Origin of the sequence: Filobacillus milosensis (assembly GCF_004402015.1) — a bacterium.
Taxonomy (GTDB): Bacteria; Bacillota; Bacilli; order Bacillales; family Alkalibacillaceae; genus Filobacillus; species Filobacillus milosensis.
This window is the reverse complement of sequence record NZ_SOPW01000001.1, coordinates 223,180-242,477: the sequence shown is the minus strand read 5'-3', so window position 1 is coordinate 242,477 and position 19,298 is coordinate 223,180. Positions and strand designations below refer to the sequence as shown.

Annotated in this window: 18 protein-coding genes; 12 read left to right on the top strand and 6 right to left on the bottom strand. The window is 36.3% G+C overall.

The genetic code is table 11. The annotated features are described in order from the left end of the window. Positions 1-35: 35 nt before the first annotated feature. Entirely contained in the window at positions 36-485 is a 450-nt protein-coding gene (locus E3U55_RS01230) for a universal stress protein (RefSeq protein WP_134338504.1), read from the bottom strand. 132 nt (positions 486-617) lie between these two features. Here E3U55_RS01230 and E3U55_RS01225 point away from each other — a divergent pair, with 132 nt between their 5' ends. Further along, positions 618-1,376 (top strand): SDR family oxidoreductase, encoded by a 759-nt coding sequence (locus E3U55_RS01225; protein ID WP_134338503.1) that lies wholly within the window; start codon positions 618-620, stop codon positions 1,374-1,376. A gap of 124 nt (positions 1,377-1,500) precedes the next feature. Next, the gene (gene ald, locus E3U55_RS01220) at positions 1,501-2,613 is read left to right on the top strand and encodes an alanine dehydrogenase (RefSeq protein WP_134338502.1); all 1,113 of its coding nucleotides are present in this window, start codon (positions 1,501-1,503) and stop codon (positions 2,611-2,613) included. A 387-nt stretch (positions 2,614-3,000) separates the two neighbouring features. Here ald and E3U55_RS01215 read toward each other — a convergent pair whose 3' ends face one another. Next, positions 3,001-4,092 (bottom strand): M24 family metallopeptidase, encoded by a 1,092-nt coding sequence (locus E3U55_RS01215; RefSeq protein ID WP_134338501.1) that lies wholly within the window; start codon positions 4,090-4,092, stop codon positions 3,001-3,003. A gap of 118 nt (positions 4,093-4,210) precedes the next feature. Here E3U55_RS01215 and E3U55_RS01210 point away from each other — a divergent pair, with 118 nt between their 5' ends. Next, positions 4,211-4,891 carry a metal-dependent hydrolase gene (locus E3U55_RS01210; RefSeq protein WP_134338500.1) on the top strand — a complete coding sequence of 227 codons (681 nt, stop codon included), beginning with the start codon at positions 4,211-4,213 and terminating at the stop codon, positions 4,889-4,891. 313 nt (positions 4,892-5,204) lie between these two features. Then, the gene (locus tag E3U55_RS01205; RefSeq protein ID WP_134338499.1) at positions 5,205-6,509 is read left to right on the top strand and encodes a DRTGG domain-containing protein; all 1,305 of its coding nucleotides are present in this window, start codon (positions 5,205-5,207) and stop codon (positions 6,507-6,509) included. Here the strand turns inward: E3U55_RS01205 and E3U55_RS01200 are convergent. Next, positions 6,499-6,789, bottom strand: coding sequence for a YtpI family protein (locus E3U55_RS01200; RefSeq protein ID WP_134338498.1), 291 nt, complete (start codon positions 6,787-6,789; stop codon positions 6,499-6,501). The genes E3U55_RS01205 and E3U55_RS01200 overlap by 11 nt on opposite strands. Positions 6,790-6,885: 96 nt before the next feature. Between E3U55_RS01200 and E3U55_RS01195 the strand changes: the two genes are divergently transcribed. Next, positions 6,886-7,830, top strand: a complete 945-nt coding sequence (locus E3U55_RS01195; RefSeq protein ID WP_134338497.1) for a DHH family phosphoesterase — start codon at positions 6,886-6,888, stop codon at positions 7,828-7,830. 40 nt (positions 7,831-7,870) lie between these two features. On the opposite strand, the gene E3U55_RS01190 is transcribed toward E3U55_RS01195, so the two are convergent. The 3 genes from E3U55_RS01190 to E3U55_RS01180 form a co-directional block, all read right to left on the bottom strand. Next, positions 7,871-8,053, bottom strand: a complete 183-nt coding sequence (locus E3U55_RS01190) for a hypothetical protein (RefSeq protein WP_134338496.1) — start codon at positions 8,051-8,053, stop codon at positions 7,871-7,873. A gap of 100 nt (positions 8,054-8,153) precedes the next feature. Next, entirely contained in the window at positions 8,154-8,660 is a 507-nt protein-coding gene (ytrI, locus tag E3U55_RS01185; protein ID WP_134338495.1) for a sporulation membrane protein YtrI, read from the bottom strand. 2 nt (positions 8,661-8,662) lie between these two features. Continuing rightward, positions 8,663-8,992, bottom strand: a complete 330-nt coding sequence (locus E3U55_RS01180; RefSeq protein WP_134338494.1) for a YtrH family sporulation protein — start codon at positions 8,990-8,992, stop codon at positions 8,663-8,665. Between the two features lie 133 nt (positions 8,993-9,125). Between E3U55_RS01180 and dnaE the strand changes: the two genes are divergently transcribed. The 7 genes from dnaE (at position 9,126) to pyk (ending at position 19,287) form a co-directional block, all read left to right on the top strand. Then, positions 9,126-12,467, top strand: coding sequence for a DNA polymerase III subunit alpha (gene dnaE / locus E3U55_RS01175; RefSeq protein WP_194840782.1), 3,342 nt, complete (start codon positions 9,126-9,128; stop codon positions 12,465-12,467). Positions 12,468-12,572: 105 nt separating this feature from the next. Then, on the top strand, positions 12,573-13,808 hold the full coding sequence (locus E3U55_RS01170; protein ID WP_134338492.1) for an NAD(P)-dependent malic enzyme: 1,236 nt from the start codon (positions 12,573-12,575) through the stop codon (positions 13,806-13,808). Positions 13,809-13,829: 21 nt separating this feature from the next. Further along, positions 13,830-14,459, top strand: a complete 630-nt coding sequence (locus E3U55_RS01165) for a FadR/GntR family transcriptional regulator (RefSeq protein ID WP_134338491.1) — start codon at positions 13,830-13,832, stop codon at positions 14,457-14,459. Between the two features lie 118 nt (positions 14,460-14,577). Next, positions 14,578-15,435 (top strand): acetyl-CoA carboxylase, carboxyltransferase subunit beta, encoded by an 858-nt coding sequence (gene accD / locus E3U55_RS01160; RefSeq protein WP_134338490.1) that lies wholly within the window; start codon positions 14,578-14,580, stop codon positions 15,433-15,435. Continuing rightward, entirely contained in the window at positions 15,432-16,397 is a 966-nt protein-coding gene (accA, locus tag E3U55_RS01155) for an acetyl-CoA carboxylase carboxyl transferase subunit alpha (protein ID WP_134338489.1), read from the top strand. Before accD ends, accA begins: the two co-directional genes overlap by 4 nt. Positions 16,398-16,552: 155 nt before the next feature. Next, a complete protein-coding gene (gene pfkA / locus E3U55_RS01150) occupies positions 16,553-17,512 on the top strand; it encodes a 6-phosphofructokinase (RefSeq protein WP_134338488.1) in 960 nt (319 codons plus the stop codon). Positions 17,513-17,526: 14 nt separating this feature from the next. Further along, positions 17,527-19,287, top strand: a complete 1,761-nt coding sequence (gene pyk / locus E3U55_RS01145) for a pyruvate kinase (RefSeq protein WP_134338487.1) — start codon at positions 17,527-17,529, stop codon at positions 19,285-19,287. The last annotated feature ends 11 nt before the right edge of the window (positions 19,288-19,298 follow it).

Genomic DNA, 19,298 nt, shown 5'->3' with positions numbered 1-19,298 from the left:
AGAGGAGATTAATATCTCCTCGAGTAGTATTCAACTTATTTATTTTCTTCAGGTCTAACAACAAGTACATCGACTTTAGCATATCTCGTAATATGTTCAGATACGCTACCGATAAAAAATCGCTCTACGGCGTTCATTCCAGTTGCACCACAGATAATGAGGTCGGCTCCGTGCCTTGGAGCAACTTCCTTTGCGATTTTTACTTTTGGTGAACCGTGTTCAATATCAATGACAACGTTAGAAACACCTGCTTTTGAAGCACGTTCTTCATAGCTTTTTAATAACTCAAGAGCATCATTTTGAACTCGATCTGATACACTTCTGTCATAAGCTTCTATGGTGGAATATACTCGAGTATCTACTACGTGTGAAATAATTAATTTAGCATGATTTCGCTTTGCAATATCAATAGCTTTTTGAAACGCGAAGTCAGATGCTTTAGAACCATCAACAGCAATGACAATATCATGATATTCAAATGCCATAAATTAGACCTCCTTTTAATTATTATATCACTCTTGTTATTATAATTATAATCTGATAAAACCGAGGCAATTCAATTAATAATTAATCAATGGTAAGATAGGTATTAGATGAACTAGGAATGGAGGATTGCGATGCGCCATGTCTTGATTACTGCTGGGACTAAAGGCCTTGGCCGTAAAATGACGGAATATTTTTTAGAGCGCGGCTATAGTGTCACGGCCACTTACCGCTCAGACCGAGAACAAGCATTATCTTTGCAGGCATCATATAAAGAACTTGGTAAATACTTAGACATTGAAGAGTTAGATGTATTAAATCATTCACAAATAGACCAAGTTGTTCAGAGGGTTATCCGAAAGTTTGGAAGATTAGATTGCCTGATATGTAATGCAGGACCTTATATTTTTGAAAGAAAAAAATTACTTGATTATAGTGAAGACGAATGGAATGAGATGATCCGTGGTAACTTAGATGCAGCTTTTCATTTGTCCAAATCATGTGTGCCAGCTATGCGAGAGCAACAATTTGGAAGAATTATATTCCTTGGTTTTCAAGGAGTTAACCATAGTTCGGGATGGATTTACCGTTCTGCATTTGCCGCCGCTAAAGTTGGCGTCGCTTCATTAATGAAAACAATCGCTTTAGAAGAAGCGGGATCAAAAATCACAGCTAACATGGTAGCTCCAGGTAAAGTAACTGATGAAATGAAAGAGAAAACTATCTCAGAGAGTCGTCAGTTGACTGACAATGAAACCCCAATCGGACGACCTGGAACTGGTGAAGATATTGCTCGAACTGTCGGTTATTTATGTCATGATGATTCAGATATGATTACTGGTTCAGTCGTTGAAATAACGGGCGGTATGGATGTTATCCATCGTTATTTGTAATTGATGATAAATTTTTCGTTCATTTTACCTTGCTAAAACTATACAATTTTTGAGTAAATAGTGATATAGTAGTAGCGGTTATAGCAGTTTTACATATATTAATTCTTACTAGGAGGTCATGCTGATGAGAATCGGGGTACCTAAGGAAATTAAAAATAATGAAAATCGAGTAGCACTTACTCCTGCTGGTGTAATAGCATTAGTAAATGCAGGTCATGATGTATTTGTAGAAACAAATGCTGGTGAAGGGTCGAACTTCACGGACAAGCAGTATCAAGATGCAGGTGCTACAATTGTACAAACAGCTCAAGATGCTTGGAAACAAGAAATGGTTATGAAAGTAAAAGAGCCGCTTAAAGAAGAATATGAGTATTTTTATAAGGGTCTCATTTTATTTACTTATTTACATCTTGCTGCAGAGCCTGAATTAACTAAAGCTCTTATTGATAATAAAGTAGTAGGTATTGCTTATGAAACAGTTCAACTGGATAATAGATCATTACCTCTATTAACACCAATGAGTGAAGTTGCTGGTCGTATGGCAAGCCAAATTGGTGCTCAATTCTTAGAAAAATCACGTGGAGGAAAAGGAATATTATTAAGTGGTATTCCAGGTGTTCAACGTGGTAGAGTTACTGTAATTGGTGGAGGGGTCGTTGGTACAAATGCAGCTAAAATTGCCATTGGTTTAGGTGCTGATGTAACGATTATTGATTTAAGCCCAGAACGTTTACGTGAATTGGACGATATTTTCGGCAATCAAATCAACACGGTTATGTCTAATGAATTAAATATTGCTGAGGCAGTGGCTAAATCAGACTTACTTGTGGGTGCTGTTTTAATTCCAGGGGCTAAAGCACCAAAATTAGTTACAGAAGAGATGGTTAAAAACATGACACCTGGTTCGGTTATTGTGGACGTTGCGATTGACCAAGGTGGTATTGTAGAGACTGTTGATCATATCACAACGCATGATAACCCAACTTATGAAAAGCATGGTGTGCTTCATTATGCTGTTGCGAACATGCCTGGCGCTGTTCCGAGAACATCAACCATCGGATTAACTAATGTAACAGTTCCTTATGCTTTGCAGCTGGCAAATAAAGGTTACAAACAAGCGGTTAAAGACAACCATCATTTACTAAAAGGTATCAATACACTGGATGGCTATGTTACTTATCAAGCTGTTGCTGATGCACATGGATTAGAGTTTAAAGACTTAAGTGAATTATTGTAAGTTTTAAATTCCTTCAATTGTGGAAAAGTATAAACAAACGAATTGAAGGAGTTTTTATAAATGAGATTAATTAGGAAATTAATCAAATACGGTCCAATTATCTTTCCATTTATACAAAAAATGAGAAATAAAAGCCGTAGAAAAAAGCCAACTATCTAACGAAAAACCCCTCCGTCGCGTGAAGCGGGAGGGGTTTTGTTGCACTCACTGGAATTATTGTTGCACTCACTGGAATTATTGTTGCACTCACTGGAATTATTGTTGCACTCACTGGAATTATTGTTGCACTCACTGGAATTATTGTTGCACTCACTGGAATTATTGTTGCACTCACGGAAATAATCGAGCGCTCACGGGAAAATGAGCGCTCACAGAAATAAGTACAATTTAAAGTTCAATCAGTTCTTTCATAAACTCAGTCAATGTCGTAGGTCCTTCACTCGTGATGAATATATCGTCTTCAATTCGCACACCGCCAACCTCGGGTACATAAATGCCAGGTTCGATTGTAAATGCCATACCTTCTTGTAGTTTTGAATCATTATTAGAAGCTAATGATGGATACTCATGAACGTTTATACCCAGCCCATGTCCAATTCGGTGTGGAAAATATTCTCCATAGCCTGCTTCTTCAATGACTTGTCTTGCAGTTTTATCAATGTCACCAAGTCGAGTTCCAACTTGACTCGCTTCAATAGCTTTTTTCTCAGCGTTTAAAACGGTTTGGTAAATTTCCTTTTGCTTATCTGAAGCTTTGCCAAGTACGACAGTTCTCGTAATGTCAGAACAGTATCCTTTATGAACTACCCCTAGGTCCATTAAAACGAAATCACCACTTTTAATAGGTGTTAAGTCTGGAGTACCATGAGGCGCTGCTGATTTTTTTCCGGCTAAGACAGTTGTACCAAATGACATGTGACGGATGCCTTCTTTTTTCAATGCGTATTCAATTTCAGCAATGATTTCTAGTTCTGTTTTTCCTTCTTGAATGTGTTTTAATGCTGTTTCAATACCAAAATCGGCAAATTGTGCTGCTTCCTTTATAATTCCCATTTCGGAATGATCTTTAATAAGTCTTAGTTCATTTAATAAACTTTGTCCATCTAAAATAGTTGTTTTTGGAAAACTTTCTTTTAAAATTTCATATCTAACGACGTTCATGTCTTCTTTTTCTATTGCCATTGTTTGAGGTTGTCCAAGGTCATTAATCGTAGATGATAATTTATCCCATGGATTTTCATGGTCAAAATATGTAATTGTTTGGCCTTGCCAACCAGCGTTTTTAACATCTTCTTCCTCTAAAGCAGGAACAATTAATACTTCATTACCTTTTTGATCAAAATAAGCCCCGATAAGTCTTTCATGTGCTTCGGCATAAAGGTTTGTAAAATAAAATACGTTCTCTTTAGACGTCATAAAAACGCTATCCATATTGTTAGTTTCAAGTGTAGAAATTAGTTGATTAATTCTTCCGTTCATTAGATCACCTCGAAAAAATATTTTTATGTTCTATGTGTTATCATATCGAAACAAGGGAAATAAATGAACTGTAGAGAATTAATTTATTATAGAAAATTTAATGTTGGAGGTTGTTAGTGTGAAAGTATCGTATCATGGTCATTCAGTTGTACAAGTTGAACATGAAGGCACAAACATTATTATTGACCCGTTCATTAGTGGTAATGAATTGTGTGATTTAAATGCAGATGAAGTAAAAGCAGATGTTATTTTATTAACTCATGGACATAATGATCACGTGGGTGATACGTTTGATATCGCTAAGAAAAATGATGCGTTAGTAGTTGCGCCTTTTGAATTAGCAACTTACTTAGGTAACAATGGTTTAAATGCTCACCCTATGCATATTGGTGGGGCGCATGAATTTGATTTTGGACGTGTTAAATTAACACAAGCCTTTCACGGTTCAAGCTATAATGAAGAAGATGGAACCATTGTTTATACTGGGATGCCGGCTGGGATTTTATTAACGATTGATGGTAAAACCATCTATCATATGGGTGATACAGGTTTATTCTCTGATATGAAGCTAATTGGAGATTTAAATGATATTGATTTAGCCTTTGTTCCAATTGGTGATAATTTCACAATGGGGCCAGATGATGCTAAATTGGCTTCAGAATGGATTAAGGCGAAGAAGGTTGTACCGATTCACTATGATACTTTCCCAGTTATTAAACAGGATCCTCAGGCATTTAGTGACAGCTTAAAAGCCGGGATTGGGTTAGTGATGAAACCTGGAGAAGACATAATCTTATAAATCAAAGTAGTGCCAGCGGTTATCCAAGCTGGCACTTTATTAATATAACGGGTACCGGTATAATGGAATTATTATCTAGGTTAGGTTAAAGTTTAGTGTTGATTTTTCAGCATAGATTGAGTTGTTGGATTGTGATGAGCGAAGGTGGCGACTCCTGCGGGGATAGCGCGAGCCGAAAATCACGCAAAACGAACGCGAGTGAGTTTTGGGAAGTTGAGGCCGTTCCCGCGGAAAGCGTCCACCGAAAGCGAATCACAATATCAACAACGAACTTTAACAGAGCTATTATCTTAAAAGAAATGGTGAGAAATTCATGGCTACTAAACATGAACAAATACTAAATCATATTGAAGAGTTACCCATCGGTTCAAAGATTTCAGTCCGAACGATTGCTAAAGATATGAATGTCAGTGAAGGTACGGCTTACAGAGCAATTAAAGAGGCTGAAAATATTGGTTATGTCAGTACAATTGAACGAGTGGGAACGATTCGTATTGAAAAGAAGAAAAAAGAAAATATTGAAAAGCTCACATTTGCAGAAGTTGTTAACATAGTAGATGGGCAGGTTCTGGGTGGTCGCCGAGGCTTACATAAAACCTTAAACAAGTTTGTTATTGGCGCTATGAAATTAGAGGCAATGATGCGTTATACAGATAAGGGATCATTGCTCATAGTTGGTAACAGAGTTAAAGCGCAGGAAAAAGCCCTTAATGCAGGTGCTGCGATTCTGATTACTGGGGGTTTTGATACAACTGATCATGTTAAGCAATTAGCTGATGAATACGAACTTCCTGTTATATCTTGTACGTATGATACATTCACAGTTGCAGCAATGATTAACCGAGCCATTTACGATCAATTAATTAAAAAAGAAATCATCATAGTTGATGATATCTATACACCTTTTGAAGATACATATGTGCTTAGAGAAGGGGATACTATTCAAAAATGGTATCAATACAATGATGAAACAAAGCATAGTCGTTACCCTGTGATTGATCAAGATAGACGAATTATCGGCATCGTTTCATCTAAAGACATTATAGGTAAACCAGATCAGCAGAAGATTGAAAAGGTCATGACCAAAAATCCTATTACGGTCCAATCGACCACATCATTAGCAAGTGCAGCTCATACAATGGTGTGGCAGGGGATTGAATTATTACCCGTAGTGGACGATCAGAATATCTTTCAAGGTGTTATAACCAGACAAGATGTAATTAAAGGCTTGCAAAGTAATCAAAGGCAGCCACAAATCGGTGAAACCATTGATGATATTGTTCAAAAGCAACTTCATTACGACGCTGACATGTCATTTTTTACAACAGAAGTGACGCCTCAAATGACTAACCAACTAGGATCTTTATCTTATGGAGTATTTGCTTCCTTCGTCACAGAAGTATGTAATCAAGTTTTAAAACAACAAAAAACAGGCGACATGGTGATTGAAAATTTATCGATCTACTACATGAAGCCTGTTCAAATCGGAAGTTATCTAACTATCGTTCCGCAAGTATTAGAGCTTGGACGTAAATTTGCTAAAGTGGATGTGCAAATTTTATCAAATGATGAATTAGCTGGAAAAGCGATGGTCATGACTCAATTTATTAATCGCTAAGTCTAATCATTTCACCACGATAATGTTTGAATAGCTTGTAACCATAAACTATTTGAGCAATACCTAGTACAAGGAATGCGATGCAAATAAATAGGGCCAGCTGAGTTTGGTAATAGTAATATTGGTTCATTCCAAATATTGAGAGGAAGCCCCCTAAGGCCATTCGCGCTTTAGCATTAGTGAAATGCATGTAAAGTGTGTCTTTAGATCTTAAAATTTGTACTTTGAAAAATATATATAAGACAAACGTTACGACAATTAAAGTTATAAATAAAGGCATATATACCCTCCTTATTAACGAGATCAGTCTTAATTTATTGTATCGAGTGTTGTCTTAAATTTCTAGTAGTAAATGTTATGAAAGGTTGACGAATTGATGAAAACTGAAATTATAGAGTTAATTAAGTCTTATGAAAAAATTATCATACACCGACATGTACGCCCTGACCCTGATGCTTATGGTTCTCAGGCTGGGTTAGCAGAAATGATTAAAACGTCTTTTCCAAATAAGACAGTCTTATTAGCAGGTGAAGAGGAACCATCATTAAATTATTTGACCAGGTTGGATGAGATTAGTGATGATCAGTTTAAAGAAGCATTAGTCATCGTTTGTGATACAGCAAATGAAGAGCGTATATGTGACCAGCGTTATAAAACGGGTGATAAAGTCGTAAAAATAGACCACCACCCTAATCGTGAACCTTATGGTGATATCATGTGGGTTGATACAGATTCATCATCAACAAGTGAAATGATCTTTGAATTATTTACAGAAGGAAAAAATGAAGGGTTTCAGTTAAATGATGAAAGTGCACGCTTACTCTATGCAGGAATAGTAGGAGATACTGGTCGCTTCCTTTTCCCAAGTACAACTGGAAAGACGTTTGAAGCGGCTAGCGACTTATCGAAGTATAACTTTGACCGTACTGAACTTTATGAAAATATGTACCAGGTGCCGTTGAAAATTGCAAAGTTTAAAGGACAACTTTTAACTGACTTAGAGCCACGTAAAAGTGGAGTAGCAGTATTTAAAATTGACAAACAAATGTTAGAAGAATATGATATTTCATCAGAAGAAACACATTCTTTTGTAGGCATAGCTGGAGATATTGAGGACATACTTGCATGGGTGTTTTTCGTTGAAGAAGATGATGTTATAAGAGTTCGTTTACGATCTAAAGGGCCAATCATTAATGGAGTAGCCGCGGATTACAATGGTGGCGGACATCCTATGGCTTCAGGTGCTAAGGTTCAATCATGGGAAGAAGCCGAAAAATTAGTTGAAGACCTCGATAAAGTTTGCCATGAATATAATAATTAAGCCTTAAATATTAAAAAGTTAGCCCAATAAATGGGCTAACTTAATTGTTTGGAATAAACCAACAACCTTGATCAGTATCGTCGATTGTAATGTCTAATTCATGAGATTCAATTCTACGATTCATTAGTCGGATGAGTTCTTCTGTTTCAGCATATACGGAATAGCCATCAATTAAGTGATTTAATTTCTCATCTGCCATTTCCCGTTTATTTAAGACAAACATATTACTCACCTCAAAATTTTTATTCTCTCACTATAATTTTAACCTAAAAATGAATTTTTATAGCATTTCTGACATAACTTTCAAAAAAACGACATAACTATTAACTTGATTGGATTTTAATATTTACAGAAACATATAGCGTCGTGTAAATGGTTAATTCTACAATTTCAACGTTATATGTGATGTTATTGACCTTAAATATTTTATTCTCAAGGGTTCGTTTTAGTAACTCTCGTTGGCCATGAACAGATTCAATATTTTGACCCATAACTGTTCCGATCTCGTCTTCAATTAAGTCTGTGAGATGTAGCGTAGTAAAGCGGTCAAGTTTTAATTGTTTAGCGTTTAATAATTTTACTTCAACATCTTGAATCGTTAATTTTTTTTGGTTTTCTTCAGACAATTGATCTGTATCTTTTTTCAAAAGTTCATACTCTTTATTTACCTCTTTTAACTCTTTTTCTAGTGTTAAATTCTCTTCGATCCATCGTTCAGTGTGTTCTCCGTATAAATAAAGGAAAAATAAATATCCAATGACTACACCTACTAATACGCCAATGAAGAAAGCCTGCCATGAAGGCTTTTTGTAATACGGTGGAATATGCATCTTTATATCTCCCCTTGCGTTACCCATGTAATGATGAGAATACCTGCTTTGACTCCTCCCATGGCAGAAATAATCAACATGATTTGTTTAAACAAATCAAGTGTAGATCCATCAAGGATTCCTCTTTCAAAGGTTGAGATAGCATCGAATGTTCCACCAATGGCTGCAACAATAGCCCAAATTCTAAGCTGCTTTGCTGTTACCATCATCTCTGAAATAGGAGGCTGTCCGGTTAAGTAAGCACTCATACTTCCAAATAAGGAACCGCCAATGATGACTCCAAAAGATATAAAGAAACAGGTTATTAATGCAGCAAAAAATCGTTCTTCCATATTAACCAACCTTCTCACATTGCTTGTCTTTATATAACAATATGAGAAGATAAATTATTATATGTAATACATTTCAAGTTTGACATAGGTTCGCTATAATTATATTAGGATTGAATAAGAAGGTGTGATGAGCGTGTCATTTGTTCATTTGCAAGTCAAAAGTAGTTTTTCATTTTTAAGAAGTACAATAAAAATTAATTCTTATGTTCAAAAGGCAAAAGAATTAGGGTTTTCAGCCTGCTCAATAGCTGATCACGAAGTGTTGCATGGGGCTTATGAATTTTACCAAGCTTGTCGTAAAGTACGCTTAAAACCTTTAATAGGTATGTCTATCGATCTTTACATTGGAAATGACCAACGTCCTGTGACTTTATATATATATGCTAAAAACGCCAAAGGCTATCAATCTTTGGTTCACCTATCAAATTTAAGAAAATTACATAGTGTACAAATTACTCTAAAACATATTGAAGAATGTGAAGGAATCATACCGATTGTATCTTTTTATAATACGTATGTTGAAGAGTTAATTTATCTAGATGATCAATCGAAGATAAGTGAAATTGTTAGTTTACTTAATCAATCTCTTAACACGTGGTATGTGAGTGTTGAACCAATTACTTCTAGAAAAGAACTCGTGACGAATTGGATTGAGAGTCGTGAAAACATATATTCAAAAGCGATACTTATGAATGACGTCCGTTACCTCAGAGAAAAAGACCGTATAGGATATGAATCCTTATATGCGATAGATCAATCAAGTTCATTAGTGTCGATAAGACGCGAAGTGCCTAAAGGTATTCACCTCTTAACGGAAGATGAACTGAATGAGAAATTGGATCATAAATGGGAACAATCTAAGCAGTTAACAAATGTTATTGCTGAGCAATGTGATATCGAATTGCCTGATCAATGGTTTGGATTGCCGAGCTTTCCAGATACAAAAGGACTGTCTTCTGCCGAACATTTACGAGAAATATGTGTAGTTCAAATTTCACGTTTGTATAAAACTGAGCAGGATGCTGCAATGAAACGTCTTAATCATGAACTGAATGTGATAGAATCAATGAATTTTTCGGATTACTTTCTAATTGTAAAAGATATTGTAGATTATGCGAAACGTGAAAATATCTTAATAGGGCCTGGTAGAGGGTCTGCGGCTGGTTCAATTGTAGCTTATTTATTAGGTATTATTGAGGTTGACCCCCTAAAGTACGATTTGTTATTTGAGCGATTTTTAAACCCTGAGCGAATGGGTATGCCAGATATTGACATTGATTTTTCGGATTACAGAAGAGATGAAGTAATTAATTATGTTGCTCGTCGATATGGTTCTGAGCACGTCGCTCAAATTATGACATTTGGAACTTTTCAAGCACGATCAACGGTTAGGGAGTTAAGTAAAGTCTTTCAAATCGAGAAAGATCAATTAACGTTTATTTTGAAGCAGCTGTCACATCAAGCCTCTTCACTAAAAGATTTAATAAACAATAATAATGAATTAAAGGAATATATAAAGCAGTCATCTAGTTTAAGAGAAATGTTTCAAGCAGCACTAATAATCGAAGGGTTACCCCGTCATTATTCTACTCATGCTGCTGGCATCGTAATTAGTGATCAACCGATGTCTGATTATGTACCAGTTGTTCAGGGGCAAGATTTGGTTATGCTGACACAGTATCCAATGCAACAGCTTGAAGCGGTAGGTCTATTAAAGATGGACCTTCTCGGGTTAAGAAATTTAACGTTACTTGAACGAATGATTAAACAAGTGGAAGAAAATGAAGGTAAATCGATTAACCTAAATAAATTACCATTCAATGATTTAAAAACTTTTGAATTGCTTAGAAAAGGTTTTACGACAGGGGTTTTCCAGCTAGAGTCTGATGGTATGAAAAAAGCGTTAAAAGCCATAAAACCTAATCAACTTGAAGATATTGTAGCTGTAAATGCTTTATTCAGGCCAGGTCCGATGCAGTTTATAGAGACTTTTGCTAAACGTAAACATGGAAAGGAACCTATTACTTATATTCATCAAGATCTAGAGAACATTCTAAAAAGCACTTATGGTGTATTAGTCTATCAGGAACAAATCATGCAGGCGGTTAATCAGTTTGCAGGTTTTTCGCTTGGACAAGCTGACTTATTACGTCGCGCAATAAGTAAAAAAGATGCTCAAGCGATCCAACAAATGAAAGAGGACTTTATTAATGGAAGTCAAGAACAAGGTTATGAACAGGCAACAGCTATTGAATTATTTAATTGGATTGAGCGGTTTGCTAATTACGGATTTAATAAAAGTCATGCGGTTGCTTATTCCATTATTTCTTATCAAACAGCATACTTTAAAGCGAATTATCCAGAATATTTTTATGCTGAGCTTCTTTCCTCTGTGATGCACGATCATGACAAGCTGGAAAAGTATATCAATGAAGCCAGACAACAAGGTATTAAATTATTGCCACCATCAATTAATCGAAGTTTTGGAAAGTTTACAGTAGAAGCTCCTAAGCAAATTCGTTTTGGTTTTTTAGCTATTAAGAATGTTGGAAAGCAAGCCTATGATGAAATAATATTTGCGAGAAAAGATAAACCATATAAAGATTTATTTGATTTTTGCAAGCGTGTTAATTTAAAAACGATTAACCAGTCAGTTATTGAAACATTAATTCTTGCTGGAGCATTTGATGAAACTAGACGTCATCGTGCCCAACTTTTATCTGCTGTCATGCCGGCAATTGAGCAAGGTGACTTATTTTCAGATATGGATGATCAGCTTAATTGGTCTAATGAGCTGTTTGATATGGATATTGAATATCCAGATGTAGACCCGTTTCCAGTTATTAAACAGCTGAATATGGAAAAAGAAGTATTAGGCTTTATTATTAGTCCGCATCCTCTTTCATATATTCGTCGCGCCTTAAAAAGAAAAGGAATGCTAACCATCAAAGAGTCAATTGCACGAAAAGGATCGTATGTATTCTTAATTGCTAGCATTAGTTCCATACATCACATCAGAACTAAACGTGGGGAACAAATGGCTTTTTTAACAATCAGAGATGAAACAGAAGAAATTGATTCAGTTATGTTTCCAAAATTACATCGAGAAGTCCATCGCTGGTTAGAAGAGGACCTGTTCATCCAAATTAAGGGTAAGGTTGATGAACGGAATGGAAAAACACAAATTATTTTAAATGAAATTCATCCATTTGAAATAGACCAATTACCAAAGACTAGTGATGCTCAAATCTTTATAAGAATAGGAGAAGGAAATGAGCAGGCTTATTTAAACAAAATTTATGACATTAGCAAACAATATGAAGGGAATACACCAGTAGTGATTTATGATTCCATCAGAAATAGAACCTATCAACTTTCTGAGCAGTATGATTTGCCAGAAGATGAGAACGTTATATCGGAACTGAACCATATTTTTAATGAAGAGAATGTAAAAATTAAACGTACATTTAACTAATTGAAATGCTTTACACTTGTAGGTGTTTTGTTATAATGAATTAAGCTACATAAGAGTGGTCTGACCACTCCGAAATAAGTCTCAGTTTACAAAGGAGAGGTTCTCGTGACGAATCTAAAAGAAGAAGCACTACACTTGCACAAAGTCAATCAAGGGAAATTAGCTACTCATTCAAAGATTCCTATTCGTAACGAAAAAGATCTAAGCTTAGCGTACTCACCGGGAGTCGCGGAGCCTTGTAAAGCGATATATGACAATAAAGATGCTGTATATGATTTTACAATGAAAGGCAACATGGTTGCAGTTGTAACTGATGGTTCAGCTGTATTAGGACTAGGAAATATTGGTCCAGAAGCAGCTTTGCCAGTTATGGAAGGAAAAGCTGCACTTTTTAAAGGGTTTGCAGGGGTAGATTCTTTCCCTATTGCACTAAATACAAATGATGTCGACGAAATTGTCAATACCGTCAAATTAATGGAACCTACATTTGGTGGTGTTAACTTGGAAGATATCGCAGCTCCTAACTGCTTTCAAATTGAAGACCGCTTGAAGAAAGAGACGAATATTCCTATTTTTCACGATGATCAGCATGGTACAGCCATTGTTACAGCTGCTGGTCTAATTAATGCATTACGTCTAAACGGCAAGTCATTCTCAGAAATTAAAGTTGTTGCCAATGGTGCGGGTGCTGCTGGAATTGCAATTATAAAACTTTTATATAATTTTGGTGTACGCGATATTATCATGTGTGATTCCAAAGGAGCGATTTTTGAAGGACGCTCATATGGAATGAATCCAGTGAAGGACGAAGTCGCACGACTCACAAATAAAGATAAGGTTGAAGGGCCTTTAGAAGAAGTCATTAAAGATACAGATGTGTTTATTGGTGTATCTGTTGGCGGTGCTTTAACGAAAGAAATGGTAGAAAGCATGAATCAAGATCCTATTATTTTTGCTATGGCTAACCCAGACCCAGAAATTATGCCTAACGACGCAAAAGCTGCAGGAGCCAAAGTAATCGGGACAGGTCGTTCAGACTTTCCTAACCAGGTTAATAACGTTTTGGCTTTCCCGGGAATTTTTAGAGGGGCTTTAGATGTTCGTGCTACCAGAATTAATGAGCGAATGAAGGTTGCCGCTGCAAAAGCTATTGCAGATTTAGTAGGTGATCAGCTATCTGAGGATTATGTAATTCCAAATCCTTTCGATCCACGTGTCGCTCCAGCTGTAGCCAGTGAAGTCGCTCGTGCTGCAATGGAGTCAGGTGTAGCTAGAATTCAAGTGGATCCTGAACAGGTGAAAAAACGTACAAAGGAATTAACCTCTATTGACAATTCCTAAGAATACTCTTGAGGTGCTAAGATGACTAATTCATCAAAAATTAAAGTTTATCAAGAGGTTTTGGAACAAATACGTTTCTATATTGAAAAACATCAACTTTCAGAAGGTGACAAATTACCTTCTGAAAGAGAATTATCTGAACAATTGAATGCAGCTCGCTCATCTGTAAGGGAAGCACTTAGAGCCATTGAATTACTAGGATTAATAGAAACGAAACATGGTGAAGGGACCTTCTTAAAAACATACCGACCATATCAAACTGTAGAATTGTTAGCCACATTTGTATTAAGGGAATCTACCACGAAGAATGAACTTTTAGAAGTTATGGAAATGTTAGAACATCAATGTTTGATAAAGGTTCAAGAAGTTATAACAGATAATGAAATTGACATCTTGGAACAAGAAATATTGATGCATGAGGAAGAACACTTGCATACTTATGTTTTCAATTATTTTTTTGAAAAAGTTAAAAATCAATTGTTGCTCAAAGTATGGCATTTAATCAATAATTTTGTTCAAGCATCGCATGAATTAACACCAGATCAGAATTATTATTTACACTTATTGAAATTAATTAAAGACAAGAATTCCGTAGAAATCTCAGGACTTTTGAAAGATTTTTATCAGCAAAATTACGTCAATGCACGCTAGATTAATAACGACCTTAATCGAATGAATCAAAGTTATTTTTACGATGAATTCCGACAAACTTTTTAACTAAAATTTTATATAGTTGTGAGTAGCTTGTTTCAATAGGGAGGAATCCGATTTGTTAAAAGATCTTTTTAATAAAAAGAAAAAATACGCAACAGTAAATAAAAACGATGAGCGAGAAGATGTACCCGAAGGCTTAATGGTCAAATGTCCATCTTGTCGTCAAATCTTTTACCGTAAAGAAATAGAGAAAAATCTAATGGTTTGTTTAAATTGTGATCATCATCACCAAATGACTTCACGTGAGCGAATTGATCATTTAATGGGTCATACATTTGAAGAATGGGATGAAGATATGGTTTCACAGAATCCATTAGATTTCCCTGAATATCTAGAGAAGTTAGAGAAAGACCGTAAAAAAACTGGGATTAATGAAGCAGTTGTTACAGGAAAAGGGTATATTAATGGCCAACAGACAGCCATCGCCGTGATGGATTCACGCTTCAGAATGGGAAGTATGGGTTCAGTTGTTGGTGAAAAAATTGCAAGAGCCATTGAAAAAGCAAGAGAAGAACAAATTCCATTTATTATCTTTACAGCTTCTGGCGGAGCACGTATGCAAGAGGGTGTACTTAGTCTAATGCAAATGACTAAAACCTCTGTTGCATTAGAACGCTTTAATCGTTCAGGTGGTTTATTTATTTCTTACATGACAAACCCTACAACTGGTGGTGTTTCAGCAAGCTTCGCCTCATTAGGTGATTATAATTTTGCTGAACCAGGGGCATTAATAGGGTTCGCAGGTCGAAGAATCATTGAACAGACGATTCGTGAAAAGTTGCCAGATGATTTTCAAACGGCAGAATTCTTATTTAATCATGGGCAATTGGATCAAGTTATTCACCGTTCGGATATGAAAGAGATTTTAACTAACATACTTGAAATTCACCAGACTGGAGGTGGCATGTCATGAAGCATGTTTTACCGTTCGAAAAACCTGTCGTCGAATTAAAAGAAAAAATTGCTGAACTTAGAAAGTTTACAAATGAAAGTGATATTGACCTTTCTGATGAAATTAATAAATTAGAAAGCCGTTTAGAAAGTCTAGAGACTGAAGTTTATGGAAACATGTCTCCTTGGGATCGTGTTCAAATGGCTAGACATCCAGAACGTCCAACTTCACTTGATTATATTGGACAATTGTTTACCAATTTTCTAGAACTTCATGGTGACCGCTATTATGGTGATGATGAGGCAATAGTAGGTGGTATCGCAAAATTTGAGGATACCCCTGTCACTGTTATTGGGCATCAGCGTGGTAAGGACACGAAAGAAAATATCCGTCGTAATTTTGGGATGCCACATCCTGAAGGGTACCGCAAAGCATTGCGTTTAATGTACCAAGCTGAAAAATTTAATCGTCCTATTATTACGTTTATTGACACTAAAGGTGCTTATCCAGGTAAAGCTGCCGAAGAGCGAGGACAGAGTGAGGCCATTGCGAAAAATTTAAGAGAAATGGCAGGTCTGACTGTACCGATCATCTGCATCGTTATTGGTGAAGGTGGAAGTGGTGGTGCTTTAGGTATTAGTGTTGGTGACCGTTTATTCATGCTTGAAAATTCTACTTACTCAGTAATCTCACCTGAAGGAGCAGCTGCGCTATTATGGAAAGATTCTAACTTAGCACAAAAGGCTGCGGAATCAATGAGGATTACTTCGTATGACCTTAAAGAACTTGGTGTTATTGATGATGTAATCGGAGAAATTCAAGGTGGAGCCCATCGAAATATTAAAGAGCAATCGGAGGCCATTCGAAATACTCTACGTGAAGCTCTCAATGAGTTGAATCAACAATCAGAAGATGCTTTATTAGAAGGAAGATGGGAGAAATATCAACAAATTGGCGCAGTCACATCAATTGTTCGGAGCTGATGATTCAGCTCCGTTTTTAATTTTGGCGCTATTAAATCTTAATGTTGTTAAATCGTTTAAAAATTTCTAACTTTTGATTGATACAGCGTTAGCATGGTATTTATAGTTTATATGATTTAAAATAGAGCACATAATGAATGAACGAGGTGTTTTGAATGAAAAGAATTGGAATTCTGACTAGTGGCGGCGATGCACCTGGCATGAATGCAGCGATTCGCTCAGTTGTGAGAAGTTGCATTTACAATGATATAGAAGTCTATGGTATTTTTTATGGTTACCAAGGATTAATTGAAGGTGAAATAAAACCATTACATATTGGATCAGTTGGTGACATCATTCAAAGAGGAGGCACCATGCTGTACTCTTCTCGTTCAGAAGAATTCAAAACAGAAGAAGGACAGCAAAAAGCCATTGATCAGCTTGATGCACATGGTATAGAAGCATTAGTCGTTGTTGGTGGTGATGGTTCCTTTAGAGGGGCTCAGAAACTGACAGAAAAAGGTGTACCATGTATAGGAGTACCTGGAACGATTGACAATGATATTCCTGGTACGGATTATACGATTGGTTTTGATACGGCATTAAATACTGTTATTGAAGCAGTTGATAAAATCCGTGATACAGCTACTTCTCATGAACGGATTTACGTTATCGAAGTCATGGGACGTGAAGCAGGTGATTTAGCATTATGGGCAGGCTTAGCCGCAGGTGCTGAAAGTATTTTAGTTCCTGAGTTTCCGCCCAACGTGGACGACGTGATCGATAAAGTAAAACGCGGTCATGAACGTGGAAAACGGCACAGTATTATTATGGTCGCTGAAGGAGCAGGTAGTGCGGTTGATTACGCTGAACAGATAAAAAATAAGTTGAATTTAGAAACTCGAGTAACAGTCTTAGGCCATACTCAGCGTGGAGGATCACCTACTGCTTTTGACAGAGTATTAGCTAGTCGATTAGGTGGTTTCGCCGTTGATTTATTGAGGAATGGAGAAAAAGGTAGAATGGTGGGTTATGAAAATAATAAATTAGTTCATCATGATATTATCGAAGCTTTAAAACTAGAAAATAAAATCTCAAAAGATTTATATAATCTTTCGAATCAGTTATCAATTTAGGAGGGCATATTGTTATGAATAGAACAAAAATTGTATGTACGATTGGGCCTGCCTCAGAATCTGTAGATACATTAAAACAGTTAATTGATGCGGGAATGAATGTAGCTCGTTTGAATTTTTCACATGGAGATCATGACGAGCAGCATCAACGAATCCAAAACATTCGTCAAGCAGCTAAAGAAACAGGTAAGTCTATAGCTATACTATTAGACACAAAAGGACCGGAAATTCGCACAGGATTTTTTGAAAACGGTGCAACTGAGTTAACAAAAGGTTCGACTGTAACGTTAACAATGGATGAAGTAAAAGGAACTAATGAACGATTCACTATTACTTATAAAGGATTAATTGACGATATCGAAGAAGGTAGACAAATCTTATTAGATGATGGACTCATTGCTTTAGAAGTCACTGAAGTTCGTAAAAATGAAAATGAGATTGTGACGAAAGTTCTTAACACAGGAACGATTAAAGATCGTAAAGGTGTCAACGTTCCAAATGTAAAAGTAAATTTACCAGGAATCACTGACAAAGATGCTAGAGACATTTTATTCGGTATTGAAGAAGGAGTAGATTTCATTGCAGCATCTTTTGTTAGAAGACCGACAGATGTATTAGATATTCGAGAGTTATTAGAAAAGAATAGAGCAGATCATATTAAAATTATCCCTAAAATTGAAAATCGCGAAGGTGTAGAGAATTTAGATCAAATCATTAAAGTTAGTGATGGGATTATGGTAGCACGTGGGGACTTAGGTGTAGAAATTCCTGCTGAAGAAGTGCCATTTATTCAAAAGACAATGATTCAAAAGTGTAATTTAGCTGGAAAGCCAGTTATTACGGCAACACAGATGTTGGATTCTATGCAACGAAACCCAAGACCAACGCGTGCTGAAGCGAGTGACGTAGCTAACGCCATTTATGATGGTACAGATGCCATTATGTTGTCAGGTGAAACAGCAGCGGGAGATTACCCGGTAGATGCCGTGACAACAATGTACAATATTGCTGTTTATACTGAGAAAACTTTAGTTAATCAATCATTAACAGAAGAGCGTCTATTAGAATCTGATCTGACCATTACGGATGCGATTAGTCACTCTGCAGCAAGTCTGGCTAAAGATCTATCTGTTAAAGCGATTATCACACCAACGGAAAGTGGAAATACAGCTAGAATGGTATCGAAATATCGTCCACAGGCGCCAATCGTTGCAGTGACTTCACAAGAACATGTAAGTCGCCAATTAAGCCTTGTATGGGGTGTTCACGCTATTCAAGGTGACCGTGTAGATACTACAGATGAGATGCTGGCTTTAGCTATTGATAAAGGATTAGATTCAGAATTATTTAGTCATGGTGACCGTGTTGTAATTACAGCTGGTGTTCCTGTAGGTGAAAGTGGAACGACTAACTTAATTAAAGTACATGTAGTCGGGAATGTTGTGGCTAAAGGCCAAGGAATCGGACAGTCAGGTGCAGCTGGAAAAGCATTTGTAACGACTGATTCATCTCGATTAGAGAAAGAATTTAAAGAGGGAGATATTCTAGTAACTTCTGGTACTGATAGAGACATGATGACTTATATTAACAAAGCATCTGGAATTATCACTGAAGAAGGTGGTTTAACTAGCCATGCAGCTGTAGTTGCATTAAATGTTGGAATTCCAGTTGTCGTAGGAGTAAAGGATGCCATGAAGTTAATTAAAGATGGAGAAGAGATTACGATTGATCCATCTAATGGAAATATCTATCAAGGACGTACAAGCGTCATCTAAAATAAGGGGAA

What these genes read in the sequence shown, in the direction of transcription:
- E3U55_RS01230 (WP_134338504.1), bottom strand. Translation starts at nt 485, where the DNA reads ATGGCATTTGAATATCATGATATTGTCATTGCTGTTGATGGTTCTAAA.
- E3U55_RS01225 (WP_134338503.1), top strand. Translation starts at nt 618, where the DNA reads ATGCGCCATGTCTTGATTACTGCTGGGACTAAAGGCCTTGGCCGTAAA.
- ald (WP_134338502.1), top strand. Translation starts at nt 1,501, where the DNA reads ATGAGAATCGGGGTACCTAAGGAAATTAAAAATAATGAAAATCGAGTA.
- E3U55_RS01215 (WP_134338501.1), bottom strand. Translation starts at nt 4,092, where the DNA reads ATGAACGGAAGAATTAATCAACTAATTTCTACACTTGAAACTAACAAT.
- E3U55_RS01205 (WP_134338499.1), top strand. Translation starts at nt 5,205, where the DNA reads ATGGCTACTAAACATGAACAAATACTAAATCATATTGAAGAGTTACCC.
- E3U55_RS01200 (WP_134338498.1), bottom strand. Translation starts at nt 6,789, where the DNA reads ATGCCTTTATTTATAACTTTAATTGTCGTAACGTTTGTCTTATATATA.
- E3U55_RS01195 (WP_134338497.1), top strand. Translation starts at nt 6,886, where the DNA reads ATGAAAACTGAAATTATAGAGTTAATTAAGTCTTATGAAAAAATTATC.
- E3U55_RS01190 (WP_134338496.1), bottom strand. Translation starts at nt 8,053, where the DNA reads ATGTTTGTCTTAAATAAACGGGAAATGGCAGATGAGAAATTAAATCAC.
- ytrI (WP_134338495.1), bottom strand. Translation starts at nt 8,660, where the DNA reads ATGCATATTCCACCGTATTACAAAAAGCCTTCATGGCAGGCTTTCTTC.
- E3U55_RS01180 (WP_134338494.1), bottom strand. Translation starts at nt 8,992, where the DNA reads ATGGAAGAACGATTTTTTGCTGCATTAATAACCTGTTTCTTTATATCT.
- E3U55_RS01165 (WP_134338491.1), top strand. Translation starts at nt 13,830, where the DNA reads ATGACTAATTCATCAAAAATTAAAGTTTATCAAGAGGTTTTGGAACAA.
- accA (WP_134338489.1), top strand. Translation starts at nt 15,432, where the DNA reads ATGAAGCATGTTTTACCGTTCGAAAAACCTGTCGTCGAATTAAAAGAA.
- pfkA (WP_134338488.1), top strand. Translation starts at nt 16,553, where the DNA reads ATGAAAAGAATTGGAATTCTGACTAGTGGCGGCGATGCACCTGGCATG.
- pyk (WP_134338487.1), top strand. Translation starts at nt 17,527, where the DNA reads ATGAATAGAACAAAAATTGTATGTACGATTGGGCCTGCCTCAGAATCT.